This window comes from Thauera sp. AutoDN2, assembly GCF_051280715.1.
Classification (GTDB): domain Bacteria; phylum Pseudomonadota; class Gammaproteobacteria; order Burkholderiales; family Rhodocyclaceae; genus Thauera.
On the sequence record NZ_JBNCAR010000003.1, the window covers coordinates 96,988 to 121,424 of the forward strand.

A 24,437-nucleotide genomic window follows, 5' to 3' on the forward strand; every position below is an offset into this window, starting at 1 on the left:
CAACCCCAGCAGGAGAAAAACATGGCATACAGCGAAAAGGTCCTGGACCACTACGAGAACCCCCGCAACGTCGGCTCCTTCGGCAAGGATGAGGAAGGCGTGGCGACCGGCATGGTCGGCGCGCCCGCCTGTGGCGACGTCATGAAGCTGCAGATCAAGGTCGGCAAGGATGGCGTGATCGAGGACGCCAAGTTCAAGACCTATGGCTGCGGCTCGGCGATCGCATCGAGCTCGCTCGTCACCGAGTGGGTCAAGGGCAAGACCATTGATCAGGCGCTCGAGATCAAGAACACCCAGATCGCCGAAGAGCTGGCCCTGCCGCCGGTGAAGATCCACTGCTCGATCCTCGCCGAGGACGCGATCAAGGCCGCCGTGGCCGACTACAAGAAGAAGCACGACGCCTGACCGGCTCGTTCAGTACAGGAGGAATCATGGCCGTCACGCTTTCCGAATCCGCCGCCCGGCATGTGTCCACTTTCATTGCCAAGCGTGGCAAGGGGCTGGGCATCCGTCTCGGCGTGAAGACCTCGGGCTGCTCGGGCATGGCCTACAAGCTCGAGTTCGTCGACAACACCGAGGACGAGGACCTGGTCTTCGAGAGTCATGGCGTCAAGGTCGTCATCGACCCGAAGAGCCTGTCTTACCTCGATGGCACCGAACTGGACTTCGTCAAGGAAGGGCTCAACGAGGGCTTCAAGTTCAACAACCCGAACGTGAAGGATCAGTGCGGGTGCGGCGAAAGCTTCAACGTCTGAGCCGCGCGCGATGAGCATCGACCTGACGCAGGACTTCTTCGCGCTGTTCGGGCTGCCGCGCCGTTACGCGCTCGACGAGGGTGCGCTCGAGGCCGCCTGGCATACGCTGCAGTCCCAGGTGCACCCGGACCGGCACGTACACCTGTCGGACACCGAGAGGCGCCTGTCGATGCAATGGGCGACGCGGGTGAACGAGGGCTTTCGCACCCTGCGCAAGCCGCTCGCGCGCGCGCAGTACCTGCTCGAGCTGGCCGGAGTCGATGCCGCGCTGGAAACCAACACCGCCATGTCGCCCGAGTTCCTGATGGAACAGATGGAGTGGCGCGAAGCGGTGGAAGAAGCCCGCATCGCCGCCGACGCGGGCGAGCTCGAGGAGCTGCACCGCCGCCTGCTCGGTCATGCGCGTGAGGTGCGCGGCCATCTGGCCGAGCAGCTCGACACACGACACGACTACGAAGCGGCTGCCGACACCGTGCGTCGGCTGATGTTCGTGGACAAACTCCAGCAAGAAATCGACGAGGCCCTGCTGGCCCTCGAAAACGAGTAAGCACGGAACGAAGACCCGATGGCCCTGCTGCAAATCGCTGAACCCGGCATGTCCGCCGAGCCGCACAAGCACCGGCTCGCGGTGGGCATTGATCTGGGGACCACCAATTCGCTCGTCGCCACAGTGCGCAACGGCATTGCCGTCTGCCTGCCGGACGAGACGGGCCGCACCATGCTGCCGTCCGCGGTCCGCTACCTCACCGAGGGGGGGGTCGAGGTTGGCCTTGCGGCGCTCAAGGCGCAGGCGGTCGACCCGCGCAACACCATTGTCTCGGTCAAGCGCTTCATGGGGCGTGGCCTCAAGGACGTCGCCCACATCGAGGCCGTACCCTACGACTTCGAGGACGCCAAAGGCATGCTGCGCCTGCGCACCGTGCAGGGCGTGAAGAGCCCGGTGGAGGTATCTGCCGAGATCCTGCGCCTTCTGCGCGAGCGCGCGGAGGCCAGTCTGGGCGGTGCGCTCGTCGGCGCCGTCATTACCGTGCCGGCCTACTTCGACGACGCCCAGCGCCAGGCTACCAAGGATGCCGCGCGCCTGGCGGGACTGGACGTGCTGCGTCTGCTCAACGAGCCCACCGCTGCTGCAGTGGCCTACGGTCTCGACAATGCGGCCGAAGGCGTCTATGCCGTGTACGACCTTGGCGGCGGCACCTTCGACCTCTCCATCCTCAAGCTTTCGCGTGGCGTGTTCGAGGTGTTGTCCACGAACGGCGACGCGGCCCTCGGCGGTGACGACTTCGATCATCGCCTGTTCTGCTGGATTCTCGACAAGTCCAAGATCTCGCCGCCGTCCCTGCAGGATGCGCGTCGGCTGCAGATGAAGGCGCGCGAAGCGAAGGAACTGCTCACCAGTTGCGAGGAGGCGCCGGTGCATGTACGCCTGGCTTCGGGCGAGGAGGTGGACCTGGTGGTCACGCGCGAAGAGTTCGCCGAGATGACCGCCAACCTCGTGCAGAAGACGCTGACGCCGGTGCGCAAGGCGCTGCGCGACGCCGGACTCGCCCCGGATGAAATCAAGGGTGTGGTCATGGTCGGCGGGGCAACGCGCATGCCGCACATCCAGCGCGCGGTGGCGAACTACTTCGGCCAGGAACCGCTCACCAACCTCGACCCCGACAAGGTCGTTGCGCTGGGCGCCGCGATGCAGGCGAACGTGCTCGCGGGCAACCGTGCCGGAGAGGACGACTGGCTGCTGCTCGACGTCATTCCGCTCTCGCTCGGTCTGGAGACGATGGGTGGGCTGGTCGAGAAAGTCATCCCGCGCAACTCCACGCTGCCGATCGCGCGTGCCCAGGAATTCACCACCTTCAAGGACGGCCAGACCGCGATGGCTTTCCATGTTGTGCAGGGCGAGCGCGAGCTCGTGTCAGACTGCCGCTCGCTCGCGCGTTTTGAGCTGCGTGGCATCCCGCCGATGGTGGCGGGGGCGGCACGTATCCGGGTCACCTTCCAGGTGGACGCCGATGGTCTGCTGTCGGTGTCTGCGCGCGAGATGTCCTCTGGGGTGGAGGCGAGCGTGCTCGTAAAGCCGTCCTACGGCCTGTCCGACGACGAGATCGCGGAGATGCTGCGTTCCGGCGTCGATCACGCCGGCGACGATATGCTGGCACGTGCGCTGCGCGAACAGCAGGTTGAGGCCGACCGGGTGATCGAGGCGGTCGCCGCAGCGCTCGACAAGGACGGCGAGTTGCTCGACGTTGAGGAGCGCGCGCGCATCGACGCCGTGCTGGCAAGCCTGCACCAGCTTCGCGCTGGCGAGGACCATCGCGCGATCAAGGCCGGCATCGACGCCGTTGCCCGCGCCACCGACGAATTTGCCGCCCGCCGTATGGACAACAGCATTCGCAGCGCGCTTGCTGGCCATAAGGTGGATGAACTGAATTTCTGAAGCACGAAACCATGACCCAGATCATCGTCCTGCCCCACGTCGAACTCTGCCCGGATGGTGGCGTCATCGACGTCGCACCCGGTACCACCATCTGCGACGGCCTGCTGGATCACGGCATCGAGATCGAACACGCCTGCGAGAAATCCTGTGCGTGCACCACCTGCCACGTGATCGTACGCGAAGGCTTTGATTCGCTGAACGAAGCCACCGAGGATGAGGAAGACCTGCTCGACAAGGCCTGGGGCCTGGAGCCGAACTCACGCCTGTCCTGCCAGACGGTAATCGCTGACACGCCGCTGGTGGTCGAGATCCCGCGCTATACCATCAACATGGCTCGCGAAGGAAAGCACTGACATGAAGTGGACAGAGGTTCAGGAAATCGCCATCCAGCTCGCTGACGCGCATCCAGAGGTCGATCCGACAAAGCTGAATTTCGTCGACCTGATGAACTGGGTCATGGCGCTGCCCGAGTTCGACGACGACCCAAAGCGCTGCGGCGAGCGCATTCTCGAGGGCATCCAGCAGGCCTGGATCGACGAAGTCGCCTGACCGCCGCAGCGACGACGTCAGCACCAAAAGCGATATCAGCGCGGCCGCCACCGCAGCGTCTCCCCGGCATATCGACCGGGGGCGCGTTGCGGTTTTTCTGCAACGCCCGATTCAGAGCTCCGAACCCGGCAGATCCTCGCGCCTGAGCAGAAAGACCATGTCGTCTCCGCCCCGGGTGGAGAGCCAGTTGAAGGGCAGGTCGGGGAAGGCCTCTTCGACGATTGAACGGTTGTGTCCGACCTCGACTGCAAGGAGTCCGCCCGGGTTCAGGTGCGCAGCAGACTCGGCGATCAGGCGCCGCACCACATCCAATCCATCGTCGCCCGAGGCGAGCGCCATCTGCGGCTCATGCAGGTATTCCGGCGGGAGCGCGTCCATGGCCTCTGCGGTGACGTAGGGGGGATTGCTCAGGATCAGATCGAAGCTGCGCCCCTGCAGGGCTGAGAACACGTCGCTGCAGACGAGTTCGACGCGCTCTTCCAGTCCGTAGTCCTCCACATTGATGCGTGCGACCTCGAGCGCATCCGCGGAAAGGTCTGCACCCACCACCGCAGCGTGCGGGAAGGCGTGTGCCATCAGGATCGCGAGGCACCCTGAGCCGGTGCACAGGTCAAGCACACTGCCCACGGCCTCCGGGTCTTCCACCCAGGGTGCCAGCCCGTCCTCGAGCAACTCGGCGAAGAAGGACCGGGGCACGATCACGCGCGGGTCCACCGTGAAGCGGAAATCTCCCAGCCAGGCTTCACCCAGGATGTAGGCGGTCGGCAAGCGTTCGTCTGCGCGTTGTTCGATCGCCTGCAGCAGGTCGAGGCGTTCTTCCCCAGGAATGCAGGCATCGAGGAAGGGTTCAAGACGATCGAGGGGCAGGGCGAGCGTGCCGAGGATCAGCCATACGGCCTCGTCGAAGCTGTCCTGTACGCCATGGCCGCAGAAGATGCCGGCGCGGTTGAAGCGGGTAACTGCGTAGCGCAGCCAGTCGCGGACGGTGACGAGCTCGGCAAGGGGACCGTGCTCATGTTCGTGATCGTGCTCGTCTTCCGGGTGTTCGTCGTGGTGCATCAGGGCCTCTTGGGTTCGGTGTGCGTCGCATGATCGCCACGCACGGGATTTCGTGGGAGCGGGCTTGCCCGCGAAAGGTGTGCAGTGGGCTGAAGGCGTTACGGGGTGGCGATGTCTGGCCGGGGGCTGGTTCCTGGATTCGCCGTCGTCACATCAGGCCGTCAGCAGTCCCTCCAGGGTTCGCTCGTAGACCACCGAAAGCGGTTCGATCGCATCGAGGGAAACGCATTCGTTCACCTGGTGAATGCTTGCATTGACCGGGCCGAACTCGACCACTTCCTTGCAGATCTCGGCGATGAAGCGTCCGTCGGAGGTGCCGCCGGTGGTTGACAGCTCGGTTTCCACTCCCAGCGTATCCAGGATTGCCGCCGATAGCGCGCCGACCAGCCTGCCTCGCCCGGTGATGAAGGGTTTTCCCGACAAGTGCCAGTCGACCTCGTAGTCCAGTCCGTGGCGGTCGAGTACATCATGCGTGCGGGCCTTGAGGGTTTCGGCGCTCGACCCGGAGCTGAAACGGAAGTTGAACATCACCTCGCACACGCCCGGGATGACGTTGTTGGCGCCGGTTCCTGCGTGGATGTTGGACACCTGCCAGGTGGTGGGCGGGAAGAACGCGTTGCCCTCGTCCCAGGTGGTCGATGCCAACTCGGCCAGCGCTGGTGCGAAAAGGTGGATCGGGTTGCGCGCGAGCTGTGGATAGGCGACGTGCCCCTGCTTGCCCTTGACGCGCAGCGTGCCCGAAAGCGAGCCACGCCGGCCGTTCTTGATCATGTCGCCCAAGGTCTTCACCGAGGTTGGTTCGCCAACGATGCAGTAGTCCAGGCGCTCGCCACGGGCAGCGAGCGCCTCCACCACCTTGACCGTACCGTGGGTGGCGATGCCTTCCTCATCGGAGGTCAGCAGCAGCGCGATGCTGCCGTCGTGGGCGGGGTGCTGCGCCACGAAGCGCTCGATCGCGGTCACGAATGCCGCGAGCGAGGTCTTCATGTCGGCAGCGCCCCGTCCGTACAGCATGCCCTCGCGCTCGGTGGGTGCGAAGGGCGGAGTGGTCCAGGCCTCGGCCGGTCCGGGAGGTACCACGTCGGTGTGGCCAGCGAAGCAGAGCACGGGCGTCGCGGTTCCGCGCCGCGCCCACAGATTGCTGACGCCGCCGGTGTCGATGCGCTCGATCGTGAACCCGAGCGGGCGCAGCCGGTCGGTGATCAGTTCGAGGCAGCCTGCATCGTCGGGCGTGACCGATGGGCGAGCGATGAGCGCACGGGCCAGGGCCCGCGTGGAAAGGTCTTCTGTCATGGGGGTCTCGGGCACGACCGGCAGTGCGGTCGCGCCTCAGTACGTGCTCAGTTGTTGTTCAGGTCGAGCGTGAACTCCTGGAACGAGGCGCCGTCCGGCGAACTCGCTTCGAAGTCCATCGCTTTCGGCGTCCGAACCTGTGTCGACTTCAACTCTGCGCTCTGGATCTGCGCGTTGTTGATCAGCCAGTGCAGGTTCGTGGGCGAATCGGCGTTGGCCAGCGCCTCTTCCAGCGTGACCTGCTTTTCGCTGTAGAGCCGGTACAGTGCCTGTTCGAAGGTCTGCGAGCCGGGCGCCAGCGATTGCTCCATGGCCTCCTTGATGCCGTTCAGTTCGCCACGTTCGATCAACTCGGCAGTGTGGCGGGTGTTCATCAGGATCTCCACTGCGGGAATGCGCTTGCCGTCGGGCTTGCGCACCAGCCGCTGGGAGACGATGCAGCGCAGGGCGACGGCGAGGTCCAGGTAGAGCAGCTGACGGTTCTCCAGCGGGAAGAAGTTCACGATGCGGTTGAGGGCATGGTAGGCGTTGTTCGCGTGCAGCGTTGCGAGGCAGAGATGGCCCGTCTGCGAATACGAGATCGCTGCCTGCATGGTTTCCCGGTCGCGGATCTCACCGATCAGGATGCAGTCCGGGGCCTGGCGCATGGCATTGCGCAAGGCCTCGTTCCAGCTCTTGGTGTCGATGCCGACCTCGCGCTGGTTCACCACCGACTTGCGGTGTCTGAACAGGTACTCGATCGGGTCCTCCACCGTGAGGATGTGACCGCTGCGGCTCCCGTTGCGGTGGTCGAGCATGGAGGCCAGCGTGGTGGATTTGCCCGAGCCGGTCGCCCCTACCACGAGCACGAGGCCGCGCTTTTCCATCACCACTTCATTGAGCACCGGCGGCATCCCCAGGCTCTCGATGGTCGGGATATCGCTCTGAATGTAGCGCACCACCACTGCCATCGAGTTGCGTTGCCAGAACACGTTGACCCGGAAGTTGCCCAGGTCCCGACGACCGAAGGAGAGGTTGAGTTCCCGATCCTTTTCGAGGGTGGTCATCTGCGCCGGGGTGATGGCCTCGGTCAGCATGCGCTGGATCATCAGCGGATCCATCATCTGCTGATTGATCGGCATGGTGTGCCCCTGGATCTTGATGTGGATCGGGGCGCCTGCAGTGATGAAGAGGTCCGAGGCCTTTTTCTCGGCCATTAGCTGGAAGAGACTGTCGAAAATCATGGCGTCAAGGCCCCGGACAAAAGATCGTGAGCATCGCAGGAGCGCCTCTTCCGCGCACGCAAGGTCATCGCGGCAGAGGCGCTCCTACGGAGTGAATCAAGCGCCGCGAAGCAACTCGTTGATGCCGGTCTTGGCGCGCGTTTGGGCGTCCACCTTCTTCACGATCACCGCGCAGTACAGGCTGTACTTGCCGCAGGCCGAGGGCAGACTGCCGGGCACCACGACCGCGCCCGCCGGCACACGGCCGTAGGTGATTTCGCCGGTTTCGCGATCGTAGATCTTGGTGCTCATGCCGATATACACGCCCATCGACAGCACCGCGTTCTCCTCGATGATCACGCCTTCCACCACCTCGGAACGCGCGCCGACGAAGACGTTGTCCTCGATGATCACCGGGCCGGCCTGCACCGGTTCGAGCACGCCGCCGATGCCGACACCGCCCGACAGGTGCACGTTCTTGCCGATCTGCGCGCAGGAGCCGACCGTGGCCCAGGTGTCGACCATGGTGCCTTCATCGACGTAGGCGCCGATGTTCACATAGGACGGCATCAGCACCACGTTCCTGCCGATGAAGCTTCCCTTGCGTGCGACGGCCGGCGGCACCACGCGGAAGCCGCCTTCGCGGAACTGCTCTGGCGTGTAGTCGCCGAACTTGGTCGCCACCTTGTCGAAGAAGTTGAGGCCGCCGGCCTGTACCACCTCGTTGTCACGCAGGCGGAAGGAGATCAGCACGGCTTTCTTGATCCACTGGTTGACCACCCACTGGCCGTCCTTCTTCTCGGCCACGCGCAGCGTGCCGGCGTCCAGGCCGGCAATGACCTCTTCCACCGCATTGCGGATCTCGGCCGGGGCGGAGGCGGGCGACAGGCTGGCGCGGTTTTCGAAAGCGTCGTCGATGATCGGTTGCAGAGCGTGCATGTGGGAAATCTCTCTCAGAGTGTTTTGCAGAAATCGATGATGCGCTCGGCCGCCTCGACGCACTCGTGCGTGTCGGCCACCAGCGCGATGCGTACGAAGCCGGCGCCCGGATTTACGCCATCGGCTTCGCGGGCGAGGAAGCTGCCCGGCAGGACCGTTACATTATATTCAGCCTGCAGACGGCGGGCGAACTCGGTGTCCGGGATCGGTGTGCGCACCCAGTAGTAGAAGCCGGCGTCCGGCAGCGACACCGGCAGCCAGGGCTGCAGCATGGGCGTGATGCGGGCGAACTTGTCGCGGTAGAGGCGGCGGTTCTCCTCGACATGCTCCTCGTCGTTCCACGCCACCACCGAGGCGGCCTGCACTGCCGGGTTGAGCGCGCAGCCGTGGTAGGTGCGGTACAGCAGGAAGTCCTTCAGGATCCGCGCATCGCCTGCCACGAAGCCAGAGCGCATGCCGGGCACGTTCGAGCGCTTCGACAGGCTGGAGAACATCACCACGTTGCGAAAATCCGTGCGCCCCAGGCGCCAGGCCGCCTCCAGGCCGCCGATCGGCCTGGCGTCGTCGTCGAAGTAGATCTCGGAATAGCACTCGTCGGCAGCGATCACGAAGCCGTAGCGGTCAGACAGCTCGAACAGCGTCTTCCACTCCTCGAGCTTCAGCAGCCGCCCGGTGGGGTTGCCCGGCGAACACACATAGACGAGCTGGACGTCGCGCCAGACGGCCTCGTCGATGCTGCCGAAATCCGAGCCGAAGCCGTTCTCGGGCAGGTTGTTGATGAAGATCGGCTCGGCGTTGGCGAGCAGGGCCGCCCCTTCGTAGATCTGATAGAAGGGGTTCGGGCACAGGACCTTGGCGCCGGGTTTCGTGCCATCGACCACGCACTGCGCGAAGGCGAACAGTGCCTCGCGCGTGCCCGCGACCGGGATCACCTGCGTTGCCGGGTCGATCTTCGGCAAGCCAAAGCGGCGTTCGAGCCAGTGCGCGATCGCGCCCCGTAGCGCGTCACTGCCGAGCGTGGCGGGGTAGCTCGACAGGCCGCCAAGGTTGTCGGCCAGCGTCTGGCGGATGAAGCCCGGCGTCGGGTGCTGCGGCTCGCCGATCGACAGCCGGATCGGCTTCAGGTGCGCGGGCGGCTCGATGCCTGCGAACAGCGCGCGCAGTTTCTCGAAGGGGTAGGTCTGCAGGCGGGCAAGATTCGGATTCACTTTGATACGGATCGGGTACGCGCCGTGCGCGTCCGCGCGAAGTCGGGAAGGGTGGAAATGGTATCATGAGCAGCCTTTCCGACCGCCCTGCGGCGCGTTCGCGCGCGCTCTCCGCCTGGTTCCGACGTGCGTCTCTCCAAGCTCAAACTCGCCGGTTTCAAGACCTTCGTCGACCCGACCACGGTGCTTACGCCCGGCAACCTCGTCGGCGTGGTGGGACCCAATGGCTGCGGCAAGTCCAACATCATCGACGCGGTACGCTGGGTGCTGGGCGAAACGCGGGCCTCCGCGCTGCGCGGCGAGTCGATGCAGGACGTGATCTTCAACGGCTCGACGACGCGCAAGGCGGTATCGCGTGCGAGCGTGGAGCTGGTGTTCGACAATGCCGAGGGCAAGGCTGCGGGGCAGTGGTCGCGCTACGCCGAGATTTCGGTCAAGCGCGTGCTCGACCGTTCGGGCGAGTCGACCTATTACATCAACAACGTGCACGTCCGCCGCAAGGACGTCATCGACCTGTTCCTCGGCACCGGCCTGGGTCCGCGCGCCTACGCGATCATCGAGCAGGGCATGATCTCTCGCATCATCGAGGCGCGCCCGGAAGAGATCCGTGGCTTCCTCGAGGAGGCGGCGGGCGTCACCAAATACCGTGAGCGGCGCAAGGAGACCGAGGGGCGGCTGCGTGACGCGCGCGACAACCTGGCCCGCCTGGACGACATCCGCATGGAGCTGGGCGAGCGCATCGGCCACCTCGAGGGGCAGGCCGAAGTGGCGGCTCGGTACCAGCAGCTCAGCGCCGTCCACACCGAGCGGCAGCAGTTGCTCTGGTTGCTCAAGCGCAACGAGGCACGTGATGCGCACGCGCGGATCGCGGCCGAGCTCGGTGAAACCGCCCGCCGGGTCGAGCTCGACAGCGAGCGTCTGCAGAGTCTGGAGACGGCAATCGAAACCTGCCGCGACGCCCACTTCCAGGCGTCGGAGTCGGTCCATGAAGCGCAGAACGACCTGTTCGCCGTCAGCGCCGAGGTGAGCCGGCTCGAGACCGAGCTCCAGCACCTGGGCGAGGCGCGCAAGCGGCTCGAAGCGCGCATCACTCAGCTCGGGCTTGACCATGCGCACTGGCAGGCGCGCCGCGAGGGACTGGCGGGCGACCATGAGCGCTGGTCGGAACTGGCGCTCAATGCGGCGATGCGTGCGGAGCAGGCCGAGGCGCGCCATGCGGAGATCGCCGACCGTGTGCCGGAGCTTGATGCGGCACGCCAGGCGGCGGATACGACGGTCGCTGCAGCCCGCCGCGAACTGGCGCAGACCGAACAGCAGCTGCGGGTGGAGGAGGCGAACCGCGCGAGCGCTCACCGCGCGCTCGAGGCCCTGCAGCAGCGGCGCGGCCGGCTCGAGGCCGAGCGCGCCGCGATTACCGGTCCGGACGCGTGCGCATTGCTCGAGCGCGAAGCGCGGCTGGAGGCGCTGCAGGAAGCGTCCGAGCAGGCGCACCAGGAGCTGGGCGCTTTGCAGGCGCGCCTGCCGGATGCGCAGGGGGCGCTCAAGACGGCGCTCGAGCGAGAACGCGCTGCGCAGCGCAACCTCACCGAACTGCGCGCGCGGCGGGACGCGCTGGTCCAGTTGCAGGCTCGGGTGCAGGCACAGGGCAAGCTCGGGGACTGGCTCAAGCGTCACCGACTCGAGCAGCTCCCGCCGCTGTGGGAGCTCCTGCAGGTGAAGGCCGGCTGGGATGCCGCGGTCGAGGCCGTGCTGCGCGAAAGATTGTCCGCGCTGATCGCGCCCGATGAAGCAGCCGCGCGGTCCGCCGCGCACAGCCTGCTCGACGAGGCCCCGCCGGAATCGGTCGCGATCGGTCTCGGGCTGGCGCAGCAGGTCGCAGATTCGCCCGCGAACGCGGTGGTCTTGGCAGGGACCGTGCCGCTCGGCACGCTGGTGACCTGCATACGGGCAGAGCTCGCACCATTGCTGGAGGATCTGCTTGAAGGCTGCTACGCGGTCGAGGCCCTCGGCCCGTGGATTGCCCGCCATGCAGAGCTTCCCGTGGGCGTAAGGCTGGTCGGTGCGCAGGGTCAGGTGCTCACGCGCGCAAGCCTTTCGTACCATGCGCCCGACACCCGCACGCACGGCGTCATCGAGCGCCAGCGCGAGATCGAGAGTCTTGCCCATGCGCAGCAGACACTGGAGGAAGAGGCGCTGATCGCGCATGACGCGCTGCACGCGGCCGAGGCCGCGGCGAGTGATGTGCAGGAGCGCATTGGCGCGCTGCGCAAGGACGCGCAGGCGGTGCAGTCGCAGGTCCATGCCGAGCAGGTCGAGGTGCTCAAGCTCGCGCAGGCCCGCAGTCGGGCCGAAGAGCGCCGCAGCCAGCTGGTGCGCGACCTGGAGGATGTATTGCATCTCGAAGGCACCGAGCGAGAGCACCTCACGCGGGCCGAGCTGGAGCAGGCGCGCGCTGCAGAGCTGGCGGCGCTTCAGCGTGAGCGGCTGGAGGCTGCCAGCGAGATCCTGCGCGATCGGGAGCAGGCGCTGCGCGAGGCGCGCGCGCTGGAACAGTCTGCGGGCCGGGAGCTTCAGGAAGCCCGCTTCTCCGAGCGTGAGTGCGCGGGCAAGCTCGACGATATCGCCCGTAACCGGCAACTCGCAGAGGAGCAGCTTGCACGCATCGAAAGCGAAAGCCGCACCCGCGAGGCTGAGCTTGAAGCGACCGATGACCGCCGGGGTACCGAGGCCCTGCACACGGCGCTCGAACTGCGCACCCGCCGCGAGGCAGCGTTGGCCGCGCGGCGCGACGCGCTGGCCGATGCGGCCGCCGCCCTGAAGCAGGTGGAGGAGGCGCGCCTGCGCACCGAACACGAGGCTGCACCGATCCGCAGCCGCGTGGCCGAGTTGCGTCTGGCCCTGCAGGCCGCCGAGCTGTCGGTGCAGCAGTTCGAGGAGCGCCTGATCGAGGTGAAGGCGGATGAAGCCGCACTCACGCCCCTGCTTCAGGAGGGGCCGAGGGAAGGCAGTCTGCAGCGTGAGCTTGCCCGGCTTGCACGCGAGATCGCTGAACTGGGCGCGGTGAATCTGGCTGCGCTGGACGAGTTGAAGAGTGCAGCGGAACGCAAGGGCTACCTCGATGCTCAGACCGAAGACCTGCTGCAGGCGATCGACACGCTTGAAGATGCGATCCGTCGCATCGACAGGGAAACGCGCGAGCAGTTGCAGGAGACCTACAATACGGTCAATCGGCAGTTTGCGGCGCTGTTCCCGCAGCTGTTCGGCGGCGGACGGGCGGAGCTGGTGCTGACCGGCGAGGAGATTCTCGACGCGGGCATCCAGATCGTGGCGCAACCGCCGGGCAAGAAGAACGCGTCCATCCACCTGCTGTCGGGGGGCGAAAAGGCGCTGACCGCGATTGCGCTGGTGTTCTCGATGTTCCAGCTCAACCCGGCGCCCTTCTGCATGCTTGACGAGGTGGATGCGCCGCTGGACGATACGAACACCGAGCGCTATGCGAACATGGTCAAGCGCATGTCATCGCAGACGCAGTTCATCTTCATCAGTCACAGCAAGATCACGATGGAGTATGCACAGCAGCTTGTGGGGGTGACGATGCAGGAACAGGGCGTTTCGCGCGTCGTGGAAGTGGATATCGAAGAGGCGCTGCGCCTGGCCGATCCGGTCGCGGCGTAGGGCATACGGGGCAAGACGGAGTCTTTCGGAAAACTCATGGACAGCGAACTTCAGATCGCGCTGGTTGCAGTCGGAATCGGCGCGGTGGTACTGGTGGTCGGCTACAACAAGTGGCAGGAGCGCAAGCACCAGCGCAACGCCGAGCGCGCCTTCAGGTCGGAGCACCGCGATGTGCTGCTCGAGCCGCGCGCCGACGCGGAGGGTGGGGGCGGGTCGGCGCGCCGGGAGCCCGGCGAGTTCCGCGTGGACAGCGAGTCGGACAATGCTGCGCGGCGCGTCAGTGAAGCGCCCTTGCGACGCAGCGTGCCCGACCTGCCGCGTCTGCTGGACGCTCGCGCAGATTGCGTGATCCGGCTCGAGACGATCGAAGCGCTGGACGTTTCGCGCGTCTGGAACGAACAGATCGCCCAGCTCGCGGGCCTGAGCAAGCCGGTGCGCTGGTTCGGCTTCAAGGACACCGAGAACCTCTGGCAGCAGCTCGGCCCTGACAGCGAAGGCACGTGCAACTGGTTCTGTGCGGCGCTCCAGCTCGTGGACCGGCATGGATCGATCGGTGAAACCGACTTCATGCGCTTTACCGGCGGCGTGCAGCGCGTGGCGGATGCCTTGATGGCGCTCCCGCCGGGTTTGCCGCCGCGGGCCGAAACCCTGAAGCACGCCGCTGAGCTCGACCGCTTCTGCGCGGATGTGGATGTGCAGATCGGCGTGAATATCGTCGCCCGCGACGGCCAGTTCGAAGGCGGTGAGATCCGGCGCCAGGCGGAACGCCTCGGCCTGACCCTGGGCGAGGATGGCTGCTTCCATGCGATCGACGGCACCAGCAGCCAGTTCATGCTTGCGAACCTCGACGCCGGGCTGTTCTCGCGCGACAACCTCGACAAGCTTGTCACGCCCGGCATCACGCTGGTGATCGACGTCCCGCGCGTCGCGCACGGCGCCCAGGTCTTCGAGCGCATGATGCACACCGCGAACGAGCTCGCGCGCGCGCTCGACGGCGATGTGGTCGATGACAACCGCGCGCCTTTCGGTACGGATGCGGCAGCGCTGATCCGGGTGCAGATCGAGCAGTTTCAGGCACGCATGGCCGAGTCCGATCTTCCCGCGGGCAGTCCGCTCGCGCAGCGCCTGTTCTCGCACTGATGGATCTCTTCGATCAGGCATCGGGCGCCAGCGAGGGCGACCCGGAAGCGCGTGCGGCCACACTGCGGGCGGAGATCGCGCGCCACGACCACGCCTATTACGTGCTGGATGCACCGACCATTCCGGATGCGGAGTATGACCGCCTGTTCCGCGAATTGCAGGCGCTGGAGGCTGCGCATCCAGCGCTGCGCACGCCCGACTCGCCGACGGTGCGCGTGGGGGGCAAGCCGCTGGCACAGTTCCCCCCGGTGCGCCATCGCGTGCCGATGCTGTCGATCCGCACCGAGACGGACACCGAGGCGAGCGGCGCCTTCAGCTTCGACGCGCGGGTGCGGAGCGCGCTCAAGCTCGAGGATGCGAATCCGCCAGTGGAATACGCAGCCGAACTGAAGTTCGACGGCCTCGCGATCAGCCTGCGCTACGAGCAGGGCCTGCTGGTGCAGGCGACCACGCGGGGGGATGGTGAGACCGGAGAGGATGTCACCAGCAACGTGCGCACGATGAAGGCTGTCCCCTTGCGCCTGCGCGGCGAGGCGCCGCCGGTGCTCGAGGTCCGTGGCGAGGTCTACATGCGCCGCGTGGATTTCGAGCGCCTGAATGCACGCCAGGCAGAGGCCGGCGAGAAGACCTTCGTCAACCCGCGCAACGCTGCCGCAGGCAGCATCCGCCAGCTCGACCCCGCCATCGCTGCGCGCCGTCCCTTGTCCTTCTACGCCTACGGCCTGGGGGATGTGGAGGGCTGGCAGGTACCCGACACCCACGCCGGCGTGCTCGACGCGATCGCCGACTTCGGGCTGCCGGTGTGCGCGCACCGTGCAGTGGTGCAGGGTGCGCAGGGGCTGGCGGATTTCCACGCCCGCATCGCCGGGTTGCGCGACAGCCTGCCCTTCGACATCGACGGCGTGGTGTACAAGGTCAACGCGCGTGCGCTGCAGCAGCAGCTGGGTTTTGTTACTCGTGAACCGCGCTGGGCGGTGGCGCACAAGTACCCGGCGCAGGAAGCGGTGACGCTGCTGCGCGATATCGAAGTGCAGGTCGGTCGCACCGGGGCGCTGACCCCTGTGGCGCGACTCGAACCCGTGTTTGTTGGCGGGGTGACGGTCACGAATGCCACCTTGCACAATCAGGACGAGATCGATCGCAAGGATGTGCGCATCGGTGACTGGGTCATCGTGCGCCGTGCCGGTGACGTGATCCCCGAGGTGGTTGCGCCGGTGGTGGAGCGGCGCACGGCCGAGTTGCCACGCTTCGTACTGCTCGAGCGCTTTCCCGTCTGTCCGGTATGCGGCTCGCACGTCGTACGAGGCGAGGACGAGGCGGTGGCGCGTTGTACCGGGGGACTGTTCTGTCCTGCGCAGCGCAAGCAGGCCTTGCTGCATTTCGCGGGGCGTCGCGCGATGGACATCGAGGGCCTCGGCGACAAGCTCGTCGATCAGCTGGTCGATGCGGCGATCGTCAAGACGCCGGTCGATCTCTACCGGCTGGGCGTGCTCGCGCTGGCCAACCTGGAGCGCATGGGCGAGAAGTCGGCACAGAACCTGCTCGCGGCGATCGAGAAGAGCCGTGCGACGACGCTCGCGCGCTTCATCTTCGCGCTCGGCATCCGCAACGTGGGCGAGGCGACCGCACGCGATCTGGCACGGCATTTCGGCAAGCTGGACGCCCTGATGGCGGCCGACCTCGATGCCTTGCAGCGGGTGCCGGATGTGGGCCCCATCGTGGCGAATGCGATCGCCGCGTTCTTCGCCGAGCCGCATAACCGCGAGGTCATCGAGCAGCTGCGCGCTGCGGGCCTGCACTGGGAAGAGGGCGAGCCCGCCGTGGCCGCTGCGGGTGCGCTGGCCGGCAAGACCTTCGTGCTGACCGGTACGCTGCCGACGCTGACGCGGGACGAGGCCAAGGCGCTGATCGAGGCGCGCGGCGGCAAGGTCGCGGGCTCCGTCTCGAAGAAGACGCACTACGTGGTGGCTGGTGCGGAGGCCGGCTCGAAGCTCGACAAGGCGCAGGCGCTCGGGGTCGCGATCCTCGAAGAGGACGGCTTGCTGCGGCTGCTGAGCGAATCGGATACAAACGGTGGATGCGCACCGGCGCGGACGGGCGCATGATGGCGCCCGCTGCGTTGCGGCATCCTTTCAATCTGGGAGAGCAATAAGAAATGAAGAAGGTCACCAAGGCAGTGTTTCCGGTTGCCGGCATGGGCACGCGCTTCCTGCCCGCCACCAAGGCGAGCCCGAAGGAGATGCTGCCGATCGTGGACAAGCCGCTGATCCAGTACGCGGTCGAGGAGGCCGTGGCGGCGGGCATCACCGACATGATCTTCATCACCGGGCGCACCAAGCGCTCGATCGAGGACCACTTCGACAAGGCCTACGAGCTTGAGACCGAGCTCGAGGCGCGCGGCAAGAAGGAGTTGCTCGACATCGTGCGCAAGACGGTGCCGAAGGGTGTCAACTGCATCTACATCCGCCAGTCGGAAGCGCTCGGCCTTGGCCACGCGGTGATGTGCGCCAGCCATGTGGTGAGCGACGAGGCCTTTGCGGTGATCCTCGCGGACGACCTGCTCGACAACAAGGACAAGACGCCGGTACTGAAGCAGATGGTGGATGTTTACAACTATCACCGCTGTTCGGTGCTCGGCACCATGAACGTGCCCCGCGAGGAAACCCGCAGCTACGGCATCGTCAGCACCGAGTCCGACAAGGGGCAGGTGCAGCGTATGACCGGCATCGTCGAGAAGCCGAAGCCCGAGGATGCACCGACGACGCAGGCGGTCGTCGGACGCTACATCCTGACCCCGCGCATCTTCGACCACATCCGCGCGCTGAAGCCGGGTGCCGGCGGCGAATACCAGCTCACCGATGCAATCGCCTCGCTGCTGAAGGAGGAGGCGGTGCTGGCCTATCAGTTCGACGGTGTCCGCTACGACTGTGGCTCCAAGCTCGGCTACCTGAAGGCGACGATCGAGTTCGGCCTGCGCCATCCCGAGACCGGCGCGGAGTTCGCGCAGTACCTGAGCGGCCGCTTCGGCGCGGAAACGGGCGGCGGCAAGAAGAAGTAAGCGCGGGGGGCTTTCGCAGGTTCTTGGCGGACAAGGCCGCTTCTGCGCCAGAGTCCCCAGTCCGGTGGGGGTTTTCGCGGGCCTGCCCGCGAATGAATGCGCCGCTCGCTCCGATCTGCATGTAGATGGAGCGGAGCATTCGCGATGACTGGAAAGAAGAGGCCCCGGCGGGACAATCCCGGCGGGGCCTCGGCGCATTCGGTGCGGGTGCAGGGCTTGGGCGCTGCACCCGATGGCGGGCGATCCGGCTCAGGCGGCCTTGGCCGCGCGCTTGCGGTCGGTTTCCTTGAGGTGGCGCTTGCGCAGGCGGATGTTCTTGGGCGTGATCTCGACCAGTTCGTCGTCGGCGATGAACTCGATCGCGGACTCGAGGGTGAGTGCGATCGGCGTGATCAGGCGCACGGCTTCGTCGGTGCCGGAGGCGCGCACGTTGGTGAGCTGCTTGCCCTTGATCGGGTTGACGACGAGGTCGTTGTCGCGTGTGTGGATGCCGATGATCATGCCTTCGTACAGCGCTTCGCCCGGGCTCACGAACATGCGGCCACGGTCCTGCAGGTTCCACAGCGCGTAGGCCACCGCCTCGCCGTCGTTCTGCGAGATCAGTACGCCGTTGCGGCGCTCGGCCATCGGGCCGGCCATCGGGCCGTAGTCATCGAAGACGTGGCTGGCGAGGCCGGTGCCGCGCGTCATGGTGAGGAACTCACCCTGGAAGCCGATCAGGCCGCGGGCCGGAATGCGGTACTCGAGGCGCACGCGGCCCTTGCCGTCCGGTTGCATGTCCTGCAGCTCGCCACGGCGACGGCCAAGTTCTTCCATCACGCCGCCCTGGTGGTCTTCCTCGACGTCGACGGTGAGCATCTCGTAGGGCTCGCATTTCACCCCGTCGATTTCCTTGTACACCACGCGCGGGCGGCCCACAGCGAGCTCGTAGCCTTCGCGGCGCATGTTCTCGAGCAGGATGGTGAGGTGCAGTTCGCCCCGGCCGGAAACCTCGAACACATCCGAGTCGCCGGTGTAGTTCACGCGCAGGGCGACGTTCTTGAGCAGTTCCTTTTCCAGGCGCTCGCGGATCTGGCGGCTGGTGACGTACTTGCCTTCACGGCCGGCGAGCGGCGAGGTGTTGACCATGAAGTTCATCGTCAGCGTGGGCTCGTCGACCGCGATCGGCGTCATGCCCTCGAGGCAATCGGGGTCGCAGAGGGTAACGCCGATGTTGACCTGCTGAATGCCCGCGATCAGCACGATGTCGCCAGCTTCGGCCATCTCGGAGGGTTTGCGCTCCAGGCCTTCGAAGGTAAGGATCTGGCTGACCTTGCCCTTGCCGCGGTTCTCTTCGCCGTACATGACGACGACTTCCTGGTTGGGACGCACGCGGCCGCGCTTGATGCGGCCGATCCCGAGCTGACCCATGTAGGTCGAGTAGTCGAGCGAGCAGACCTGGATCTGCAGCGGACCGCTGGCGTCGACTTCCGGTGCAGGCACGTGCTCGAGGATGGCCTCGAACAGCGGGCGCATGTCCTTCCGCTCATCGCCCTCGTTGATCACCGCGAAGCCATTGAGGCCCGAGGCGTAGATCACCGGGAAGTCGAGCTGCTCCTCGGTGGCGCCGAGCTTGTCGAACAGGTCGAAGGTGTGGTTGATCACCCAGTCCGGGCGCGCCCCCGGACGGTCGATCTTGTTGATGACGACGATCGGCTTCAGGCCCAGCGCAAGTGCCTTGCGGGTCACGAAGCGGGTTTGCGGCATCGGACCTTCGACCGCGTCGACGAGCAGCAGCACGCTGTCGACCATCGACAGCACGCGCTCCACCTCGCCGCCGAAGTCCGCGTGGCCCGGGGTGTCGACGATGTTGATGTGGGTGTCGCCGTACTGGATTGCACAGTTCTTCGACAGGATGGTGATGCCACGTTCCTTCTCGATGTCACCCGAGTCCATGACGCGTTCTGCGACCTGCTGGTTATCGCGGAAGGTGCCGGACTGGCGCAGGAGCTGGTCGACGAGGGTGGTCTTGCCATGATCGACGTGGGCGATGATGGCGATGTTGCGAATGGCGCGGGACATGGAGGAGGGCGTGGGAAGTCTTTGAAAGGGCGAGGATTCTACCATGACGCACCGCAGCGCAACACGAAATCTCGAGGTCGCCTGTCCGCATGTTAAGATCCCGCGCCCGAATCTGAGAGGTCATCGAATGCTTGCGATCATTGGCGGTAGCGGACTCACACAGCTGTCGAACATGGAGATCGAGCGCCGGGAGGTCGCACGCACACCCTTCGGCGAGCCTTCCGGCGCGCTTGTATTCGGGCGTATGTGCGGCGACGAGGTGGTGTTTCTGGCGCGTCACGGCTATGGCCACACGATTCCGCCCCACCTCGTGAATTACCGCGCCAACATCTGGGCGCTGAAGGAAGCGGGCGTCACTGGCGTGGTGTCGGTCGCGTCGGTTGGCAGCATCCGCATCGACCTGCCACCCGGAACGCTGCTCGTGCCGCATCAGATCATCGACTACACCTGGGGGCGCGCAAGCACCTTCTTCGAAGGCGGCGACAGCCCCGTGCGCCACATCGATTTCACCCACCCCTACGATGACGCCTTGCGCCAGCGTCTGCTTGCGGCCATCCAGGCGGCAGGCGAGGCGGCCGTGGATGGGGGCGTGTATGCGACAACGCAGGGTCCGCGTCTGGAGACTGCCGCCGAGATCGATCGTTTCGAGCGCGACGGTGCGGACATCGTGGGCATGACCGGCATGCCCGAGGCCTCTCTGGCGCGGGAGCTCGATCTGCCGTATGCCGCGATCGGCGTGGTGGTCAATTATGCTGCGGGCCGTTCCGCAAGCGAGCACGGCATCCACTTCGATGACATCGAGCTCGTGCTGCAGGAATCGATGGTGCGGGTGCGCAACGTACTCGAGTGCCTGTGCAAAGTGTGAGGGTGAAAAAGATGAAGCGTCTCGAGAGCGCGTTCGAGCACGTGCTGTTCACCAGCCGGTGGCTGATGGCGCCAGTTTATTTCGGCCTGGTGCTGGCGATGGTGCTGCTGCTGGTGAAGTTCACCAAAGAGCTCTATGGATTGTTCGCCCACATCTGGTCCGCGACGGGCGGAGAGCTGATCATCGGCGTGCTTTCGCTGGTGGATGTGGCGCTGATCATGAATCTGCTGGTGATCATCATCTTCAGCGGTTACGAGAACTTCGTCTCGAAGATGGAGGATCTGCACTCGCATCGTGATCGCCCCGAGTGGATGGGCCACATCGGGTTTTCCGACCTCAAGCTCAAGCTCATCGGTTCGATCGTGGCGATCTCCGGGATCGAGCTGCTCAAGGCCTTCATGAACGCGCACAACCTGACCGACCGTCAACTCGGCTGGATGGTCGGTATCCATGTGACCTTCCTGTTCTCGGGGCTGTTGTACGCCGCCATGGACAGGCTGTCGGGGAAAGGGCACTGAAGCGCGGGTGCGCGCAGGCCTGCCCGCCGTTCAGATCTGCAGACGGTCGAGCAACTCGCGCTCGATCCTGAGCACCTGCGCATCCTGTGCGAGCACCTGCCCGGTGAGCAGGAAGGTGTCTTCCACGCGCTCGCCCAGGGTCGCGATCTTCGCAGTGTGCAGGCGGATGCCGTGATCGGCCAGCACCCCGGCTACGTCGAAGAGCAGGCCTGGCCGGTCGGCCGCGGTCAGTGAAAGCACGTAGTGACGCCCGGCCTCGTCGGGCAGGATGCTGACCTGGGGCGTGATCGGGAAGTGCTTGACCTGACGTGACATGCGCCCGCGTGAGGGACGCTCGGGAAGGCCGGGTTTCTGCAGGCGAGCGCAGAGTTCGTGCTCGATCAGGGTGACGATGTCTCGGTACGCGGCCTGCTGGCCCGGGTCCTGGAGCATGAAGCTGTCCAGCGCGTAGCCGTGGCGCGTGGTGTGCACCTTGGCGTCCAGGATCGTGAAGCCCATGCGACCGAAGAAGCCGGTCAGGCGTACGAAGAGATCCTTCTGGTCGCGGGTGAACACCATCACCTGCACGCCATCTTCGCCCTCGGCGACGCGCGCCTTGACCACCGGCTCGTTGGCGTCGCAGCGGTAATAGAGCACGCGCGTGTGCCAGGCGATCTCTTCCGCCGAGTGGCGCATGAAGTACACCGGGTCCAGTCTGGACCAGAGCGCTTCTTCGACGCCCGGCCGCAGGCCGTGAAAACGCAGCTGCCGGCGCGCATCTTCGAGGCGGTCGTCCAGTCCGAGCGCTTCCTGCGGTGTGGCGCCGCGCAGCAGGCGCCGCGTGGCGAAGAAGAGATCTTCCAGCAGTTTGCCCTTCCAGCCGTTCCAGACCTTGGGGCTGGTGCCGCGCACATCGGCGTGGGTGAGCAGGTAGAGCGCGATCAGGCGGCGCTCATTCGCCACCGTGTCGGCAAAGCGGCGGATCACCTCCGGGTCGGACGTGTCTTCCTTTTGTGCCACGTGCGACATCGTGAGATGGTGTTCGACCAGCCACACCACCAGTTTGGTGTCTTCCTCGGTCAGGCGGTGCTGCACGCAGAACTCGCGTGCATCGGCCATGCCTAGCTTGGAGTGGTCGCCCCCGCGGCCTTTGGCGATGTCATGGAACAGTGCGGCGACATAGAGCAGCCAGTGGCGCTCGAAGCCCATGATCAAACGGGTCATCAGCGGGTACTCGTGCGCATGCTCGCCCATCGTGAAGCGGCGCATGTTGCGCAGAACCATGAGGATGTGCTGATCGACGGTATAGACGTGGAACAGGTCGTGCTGCATCTGACCGACGATGCGCCGCCACGCGGGGATGTAGCGCGAGAGGATGCCGTACTCGTTCATGCGCCGGAATGCATGCAGCACGCCGCGCTTCTGCTGCAGAATCTGCAGGAACAGCGCCTGGTTTTCCGTGTTATTGCGGAATGCGGCATTGACCCGCTTGCGGTTCGACCATAGTGCCCGCAGCGTGCGCGCTGTCATGCCCTTGAGCTCGGAGCGCTGCTCAAGCAGCAGGAAGCATTCGAGCAGCGCCGAGGGGTGACGTTCGAACACGTCTTCCTCGCGCAGGTCGAGCAGTTCCCGCACTGCCTGGAAGCGAGGATTGATCACGATCGCGGCGCCGCGGTCGGGGCAGATCTCGCTGCCGTAGTTCTGCAGCAGCAAGGTGTTGAGCTGAAGCACCATCTTCGCGTTGACGTAGTAGCGCTGCATCAGCACTTCGGACGCCCGCCGCACCGCGGTGGCTTCGATGCCGAGGATGCGCGCGATCTTCTCCTGGTGGTCGAAGAGCAGGCGATCCTCGGCGCGCCCCGCGAGATGGTGCAGGCGGATACGGAGATGCTGCAGGAAGCGCTCGGCGTTGCGCAGCTCGCTTGCCTCGCCGCCGGTGATCAGGCGTCGGCGTGCGAGCTCCCGCCAGTTGCGCCCCAGGCCTGCGGCACGGGCGATCCAGCCCAGCATCTGGATGTCGCGCAGGCCGCCAGGACTTTCCTTGCAGTTGGGCTCAAGTGCGTAGGGCGTGTCGTTGAAACGTGCGTAACGCTGCTCCTGCTCGAGCAGCTTGGCCTTGAAGAAGGCACGCACGTCGAGACTCTCGCGGTAGCGACGCTCGAGCAAGGCGAAGAGTTGCGCGCTGCCGGTGATCAGCCTCGCCTCCAGCAGGCTGGTCTGCACCGTGATGTCGTCGGCCGCCGTGCTCAGGCATTCCTCTACCGTACGCACAGCGTGACCGATCTCCAGCCCCATGTCCCACAAGGCGCCGACCAGGGCGGAGAGCTTGCCCTGCATGGCTGCGTCCGGCGGTTCCTGCAGCAGTATCAGTACGTCTACGTCCGAGGCCGGGAAAAGCTCCCCGCGACCATACCCGCCGACTGCGACCACCGCGGCCTCGGTGGGCATGCCGCAGGCGGTCCAGAGCGCAGCGAGCTCACGGTCGACCAGTTCGGCACGGCCCTGCAGCAGGTTCGCCGTGTGCGGGTGTTCCTCATACGCGGCGCGCAGGGCTGCCATGCCCTCGGCAATCCTCTGCCGGGCAGCGGGGATGTGGTCCGGCAAGGGGCAGGTTGCGGTGTCGTTCATTCGGCTCGGTCGCCCGGCGTCTCTCAGGCGAAGCGTTCGGCAACCAGTGCGGGTGGAGGCGGGCATTTCTCGGACAGGGTCAGCACCTCGACGCCGGTTTCGGTGACCACGACCGTGTGCTCCCACTGTGCCGAAAGGCTGCGATCCTTGGTGACGATGGTCCAGCCGTCGGGGAGCTCGGAGATCGCCGCCTTGCCGGCGTTGATCATCGGCTCGATGGTGAAGATCATGCCGGGTTTGAGCTCGGGCCCGGTGCCGGCCTTGCCGTAGTGGAGTACCTGCGGATCCTCGTGGAACTTGCGGCCGATGCCGTGGCCGCAGAACTCCCGCACGACCGAGAAGCCGTTTCCTTCGGCGTGCTTCTGGATCACCGCGCCGATGTCGCCGAGTCGTCCGCCCGGTTTGACCGCGGCGATACCGAGCCACATGCATTCGTAGGTGATCTGGCTCAGCCGGCGGGCGATGATGCTCGCAGCGTTCGCTCCGCCCACGAGGAACATCCGGCTGGTGTCACCATGGAAGCCGTCCTTGATCACGGTGATGTCGAGGTTGACGATGTCGCCCTTCTTCAGCGCCTTGTCGCTCGGCACGCCATGGCAGACCTGGTGGTTGATCGAGGTGCAGATTGACTTGGGGTAGGGTGTATAGCCCGGGGGGGCATAATTCAGCGGCGCGGGCACGGTCCCTTGCACGTTCACCATGTAGTCATGGCACAGGCGGTCGAGCTCCGCTGTCGTGACGCCGGGCGCGACATGGGGCTCGATGTAGTCGAGTACCTCGGCCGCCAGCCGGCAGGCGACGCGCATTTTCTCGATCTCTTCTTCGGTCTTGATGACGATGCTCATTCGATGGTCTTCTGTTGCGGGGGCTGGAAGGTGTCTAGGCTAGCGCAAGCCACCCTTCCGCGGCAAACATCCATCCTGGAACATGTTGAGCGCAGCTTGCGACGCGTGCTAGTATCGCGGGCTTGTCTGCTTGGGCAGGCAAAATCCGCACGTCCTGCGGCAAAGGGGTCCGTACGGTGTGTGTCCGTCCTGGTGACGGCATGCTTCGGACGGCAGGAACTGCAGCGCC

20 protein-coding genes are annotated in these 24,437 nt (G+C 65.7%); 12 read left to right on the forward strand and 8 right to left on the reverse strand.

From position 1 onward, the window contains the following. Positions 1-21 precede the first annotated feature (21 nt). From iscU to iscX, 6 genes are read left to right on the forward strand one after another with little or no spacing between them, the layout of a single operon-like run. Complete coding sequence (gene iscU / locus ACPT9U_RS03120; protein ID WP_418362716.1) at positions 22-405, forward strand: Fe-S cluster assembly scaffold IscU; 384 nt, start codon at positions 22-24, stop codon at positions 403-405. Positions 406-431: 26 nt separating this feature from the next. Then, positions 432-755 (forward strand): iron-sulfur cluster assembly protein IscA, encoded by a 324-nt coding sequence (iscA, locus tag ACPT9U_RS03125; RefSeq protein ID WP_418362717.1) that lies wholly within the window; start codon positions 432-434, stop codon positions 753-755. Between the two features lie 10 nt (positions 756-765). Beyond that, the gene (gene hscB, locus ACPT9U_RS03130; RefSeq protein WP_435749845.1) at positions 766-1,302 is read left to right on the forward strand and encodes a Fe-S protein assembly co-chaperone HscB; all 537 of its coding nucleotides are present in this window, start codon (positions 766-768) and stop codon (positions 1,300-1,302) included. 18 nt (positions 1,303-1,320) lie between these two features. Further along, positions 1,321-3,189: a Fe-S protein assembly chaperone HscA gene (hscA, locus tag ACPT9U_RS03135; protein ID WP_418362719.1), complete on the forward strand. Its 1,869-nt coding sequence runs from the start codon at positions 1,321-1,323 to the stop codon at positions 3,187-3,189. Positions 3,190-3,200: 11 nt separating this feature from the next. Beyond that, the gene (gene fdx / locus ACPT9U_RS03140) at positions 3,201-3,542 is read left to right on the forward strand and encodes an ISC system 2Fe-2S type ferredoxin (RefSeq protein ID WP_418362720.1); all 342 of its coding nucleotides are present in this window, start codon (positions 3,201-3,203) and stop codon (positions 3,540-3,542) included. A gap of 1 nt (position 3,543) precedes the next feature. Continuing rightward, a complete protein-coding gene (gene iscX / locus ACPT9U_RS03145) occupies positions 3,544-3,738 on the forward strand; it encodes a Fe-S cluster assembly protein IscX (protein WP_418362721.1) in 195 nt (64 codons plus the stop codon). Between the two features lie 111 nt (positions 3,739-3,849). On the opposite strand, the gene prmB is transcribed toward iscX, so the two are convergent. The 5 genes from prmB to dapC form a co-directional block, all read right to left on the reverse strand. Beyond that, complete coding sequence (gene prmB / locus ACPT9U_RS03150) at positions 3,850-4,797, reverse strand: 50S ribosomal protein L3 N(5)-glutamine methyltransferase (protein ID WP_418362722.1); 948 nt, start codon at positions 4,795-4,797, stop codon at positions 3,850-3,852. A 153-nt stretch (positions 4,798-4,950) separates the two neighbouring features. Beyond that, entirely contained in the window at positions 4,951-6,090 is a 1,140-nt protein-coding gene (dapE, locus tag ACPT9U_RS03155; RefSeq protein ID WP_418362723.1) for a succinyl-diaminopimelate desuccinylase, read from the reverse strand. Positions 6,091-6,137: 47 nt separating this feature from the next. Beyond that, positions 6,138-7,313, reverse strand: coding sequence for a PilT/PilU family type 4a pilus ATPase (locus tag ACPT9U_RS03160; RefSeq protein ID WP_418362724.1), 1,176 nt, complete (start codon positions 7,311-7,313; stop codon positions 6,138-6,140). Between the two features lie 96 nt (positions 7,314-7,409). Then, on the reverse strand, positions 7,410-8,231 hold the full coding sequence (dapD, locus tag ACPT9U_RS03165) for a 2,3,4,5-tetrahydropyridine-2,6-dicarboxylate N-succinyltransferase (protein ID WP_418362725.1): 822 nt from the start codon (positions 8,229-8,231) through the stop codon (positions 7,410-7,412). A 14-nt stretch (positions 8,232-8,245) separates the two neighbouring features. Then, entirely contained in the window at positions 8,246-9,439 is a 1,194-nt protein-coding gene (gene dapC, locus ACPT9U_RS03170) for a succinyldiaminopimelate transaminase (protein WP_435749846.1), read from the reverse strand. Positions 9,440-9,565: 126 nt separating this feature from the next. On the opposite strand from dapC, the gene smc reads away from it, so the two are divergent. The 4 genes from smc to galU are packed head-to-tail and all read left to right on the forward strand — an operon-like array spanning position 9,566 to position 17,312. Beyond that, the gene (gene smc / locus ACPT9U_RS03175; RefSeq protein ID WP_435749847.1) at positions 9,566-13,114 is read left to right on the forward strand and encodes a chromosome segregation protein SMC; all 3,549 of its coding nucleotides are present in this window, start codon (positions 9,566-9,568) and stop codon (positions 13,112-13,114) included. A 36-nt stretch (positions 13,115-13,150) separates the two neighbouring features. Next, positions 13,151-14,254, forward strand: coding sequence for a cell division protein ZipA C-terminal FtsZ-binding domain-containing protein (locus ACPT9U_RS03180; protein WP_435749848.1), 1,104 nt, complete (start codon positions 13,151-13,153; stop codon positions 14,252-14,254). Further along, positions 14,254-16,359 carry an NAD-dependent DNA ligase LigA gene (ligA, locus tag ACPT9U_RS03185; protein ID WP_435749849.1) on the forward strand — a complete coding sequence of 702 codons (2,106 nt, stop codon included), beginning with the start codon at positions 14,254-14,256 and terminating at the stop codon, positions 16,357-16,359. The genes ACPT9U_RS03180 and ligA overlap by 1 nt, the downstream gene beginning before the upstream one ends. Before the next feature lie 50 nt (positions 16,360-16,409). Beyond that, positions 16,410-17,312 (forward strand): UTP--glucose-1-phosphate uridylyltransferase GalU, encoded by a 903-nt coding sequence (gene galU, locus ACPT9U_RS03190; RefSeq protein WP_435749850.1) that lies wholly within the window; start codon positions 16,410-16,412, stop codon positions 17,310-17,312. Between the two features lie 249 nt (positions 17,313-17,561). On the opposite strand, the gene typA is transcribed toward galU, so the two are convergent. Further along, complete coding sequence (gene typA / locus ACPT9U_RS03195; protein ID WP_418362731.1) at positions 17,562-19,373, reverse strand: translational GTPase TypA; 1,812 nt, start codon at positions 19,371-19,373, stop codon at positions 17,562-17,564. A gap of 127 nt (positions 19,374-19,500) precedes the next feature. Between typA and ACPT9U_RS03200 the strand changes: the two genes are divergently transcribed. Both ACPT9U_RS03200 and ACPT9U_RS03205 read left to right on the forward strand, forming a co-directional pair. Further along, entirely contained in the window at positions 19,501-20,238 is a 738-nt protein-coding gene (locus ACPT9U_RS03200; RefSeq protein WP_435749851.1) for an S-methyl-5'-thioinosine phosphorylase, read from the forward strand. Positions 20,239-20,249: 11 nt separating this feature from the next. Next, positions 20,250-20,756: a TIGR00645 family protein gene (locus ACPT9U_RS03205; protein ID WP_418362733.1), complete on the forward strand. Its 507-nt coding sequence runs from the start codon at positions 20,250-20,252 to the stop codon at positions 20,754-20,756. Positions 20,757-20,786: 30 nt separating this feature from the next. Here ACPT9U_RS03205 and ACPT9U_RS03210 read toward each other — a convergent pair whose 3' ends face one another. Beyond that, a complete protein-coding gene (locus ACPT9U_RS03210) occupies positions 20,787-23,363 on the reverse strand; it encodes a [protein-PII] uridylyltransferase (RefSeq protein ID WP_435749852.1) in 2,577 nt (858 codons plus the stop codon). Between the two features lie 23 nt (positions 23,364-23,386). After that, entirely contained in the window at positions 23,387-24,208 is an 822-nt protein-coding gene (gene map, locus ACPT9U_RS03215; protein WP_435749853.1) for a type I methionyl aminopeptidase, read from the reverse strand. Between the last annotated feature and the right edge of the window lie 229 nt (positions 24,209-24,437).

Coding starts and splice junctions, on each gene's coding strand:
- iscU (WP_418362716.1), top strand. CDS start 22: ATGGCATACAGCGAAAAGGTCCTGGACCACTACGAGAACCCCCGCAAC.
- ligA (WP_435749849.1), top strand. CDS start 14,254: ATGGATCTCTTCGATCAGGCATCGGGCGCCAGCGAGGGCGACCCGGAA.
- hscB (WP_435749845.1), top strand. CDS start 766: ATGAGCATCGACCTGACGCAGGACTTCTTCGCGCTGTTCGGGCTGCCG.
- ACPT9U_RS03200 (WP_435749851.1), top strand. CDS start 19,501: ATGCTTGCGATCATTGGCGGTAGCGGACTCACACAGCTGTCGAACATG.
- iscX (WP_418362721.1), top strand. CDS start 3,544: ATGAAGTGGACAGAGGTTCAGGAAATCGCCATCCAGCTCGCTGACGCG.
- dapE (WP_418362723.1), bottom strand. CDS start 6,090: ATGACAGAAGACCTTTCCACGCGGGCCCTGGCCCGTGCGCTCATCGCT.
- galU (WP_435749850.1), top strand. CDS start 16,410: ATGAAGAAGGTCACCAAGGCAGTGTTTCCGGTTGCCGGCATGGGCACG.
- hscA (WP_418362719.1), top strand. CDS start 1,321: ATGGCCCTGCTGCAAATCGCTGAACCCGGCATGTCCGCCGAGCCGCAC.
- prmB (WP_418362722.1), bottom strand. CDS start 4,797: ATGCACCACGACGAACACCCGGAAGACGAGCACGATCACGAACATGAG.
- ACPT9U_RS03180 (WP_435749848.1), top strand. CDS start 13,151: ATGGACAGCGAACTTCAGATCGCGCTGGTTGCAGTCGGAATCGGCGCG.
- map (WP_435749853.1), bottom strand. CDS start 24,208: ATGAGCATCGTCATCAAGACCGAAGAAGAGATCGAGAAAATGCGCGTC.
- iscA (WP_418362717.1), top strand. CDS start 432: ATGGCCGTCACGCTTTCCGAATCCGCCGCCCGGCATGTGTCCACTTTC.
- fdx (WP_418362720.1), top strand. CDS start 3,201: ATGACCCAGATCATCGTCCTGCCCCACGTCGAACTCTGCCCGGATGGT.
- typA (WP_418362731.1), bottom strand. CDS start 19,373: ATGTCCCGCGCCATTCGCAACATCGCCATCATCGCCCACGTCGATCAT.
- ACPT9U_RS03160 (WP_418362724.1), bottom strand. CDS start 7,313: ATGATTTTCGACAGTCTCTTCCAGCTAATGGCCGAGAAAAAGGCCTCG.
- ACPT9U_RS03205 (WP_418362733.1), top strand. CDS start 20,250: ATGAAGCGTCTCGAGAGCGCGTTCGAGCACGTGCTGTTCACCAGCCGG.
- ACPT9U_RS03210 (WP_435749852.1), bottom strand. CDS start 23,363: ATGAACGACACCGCAACCTGCCCCTTGCCGGACCACATCCCCGCTGCC.
- dapD (WP_418362725.1), bottom strand. CDS start 8,231: ATGCACGCTCTGCAACCGATCATCGACGACGCTTTCGAAAACCGCGCC.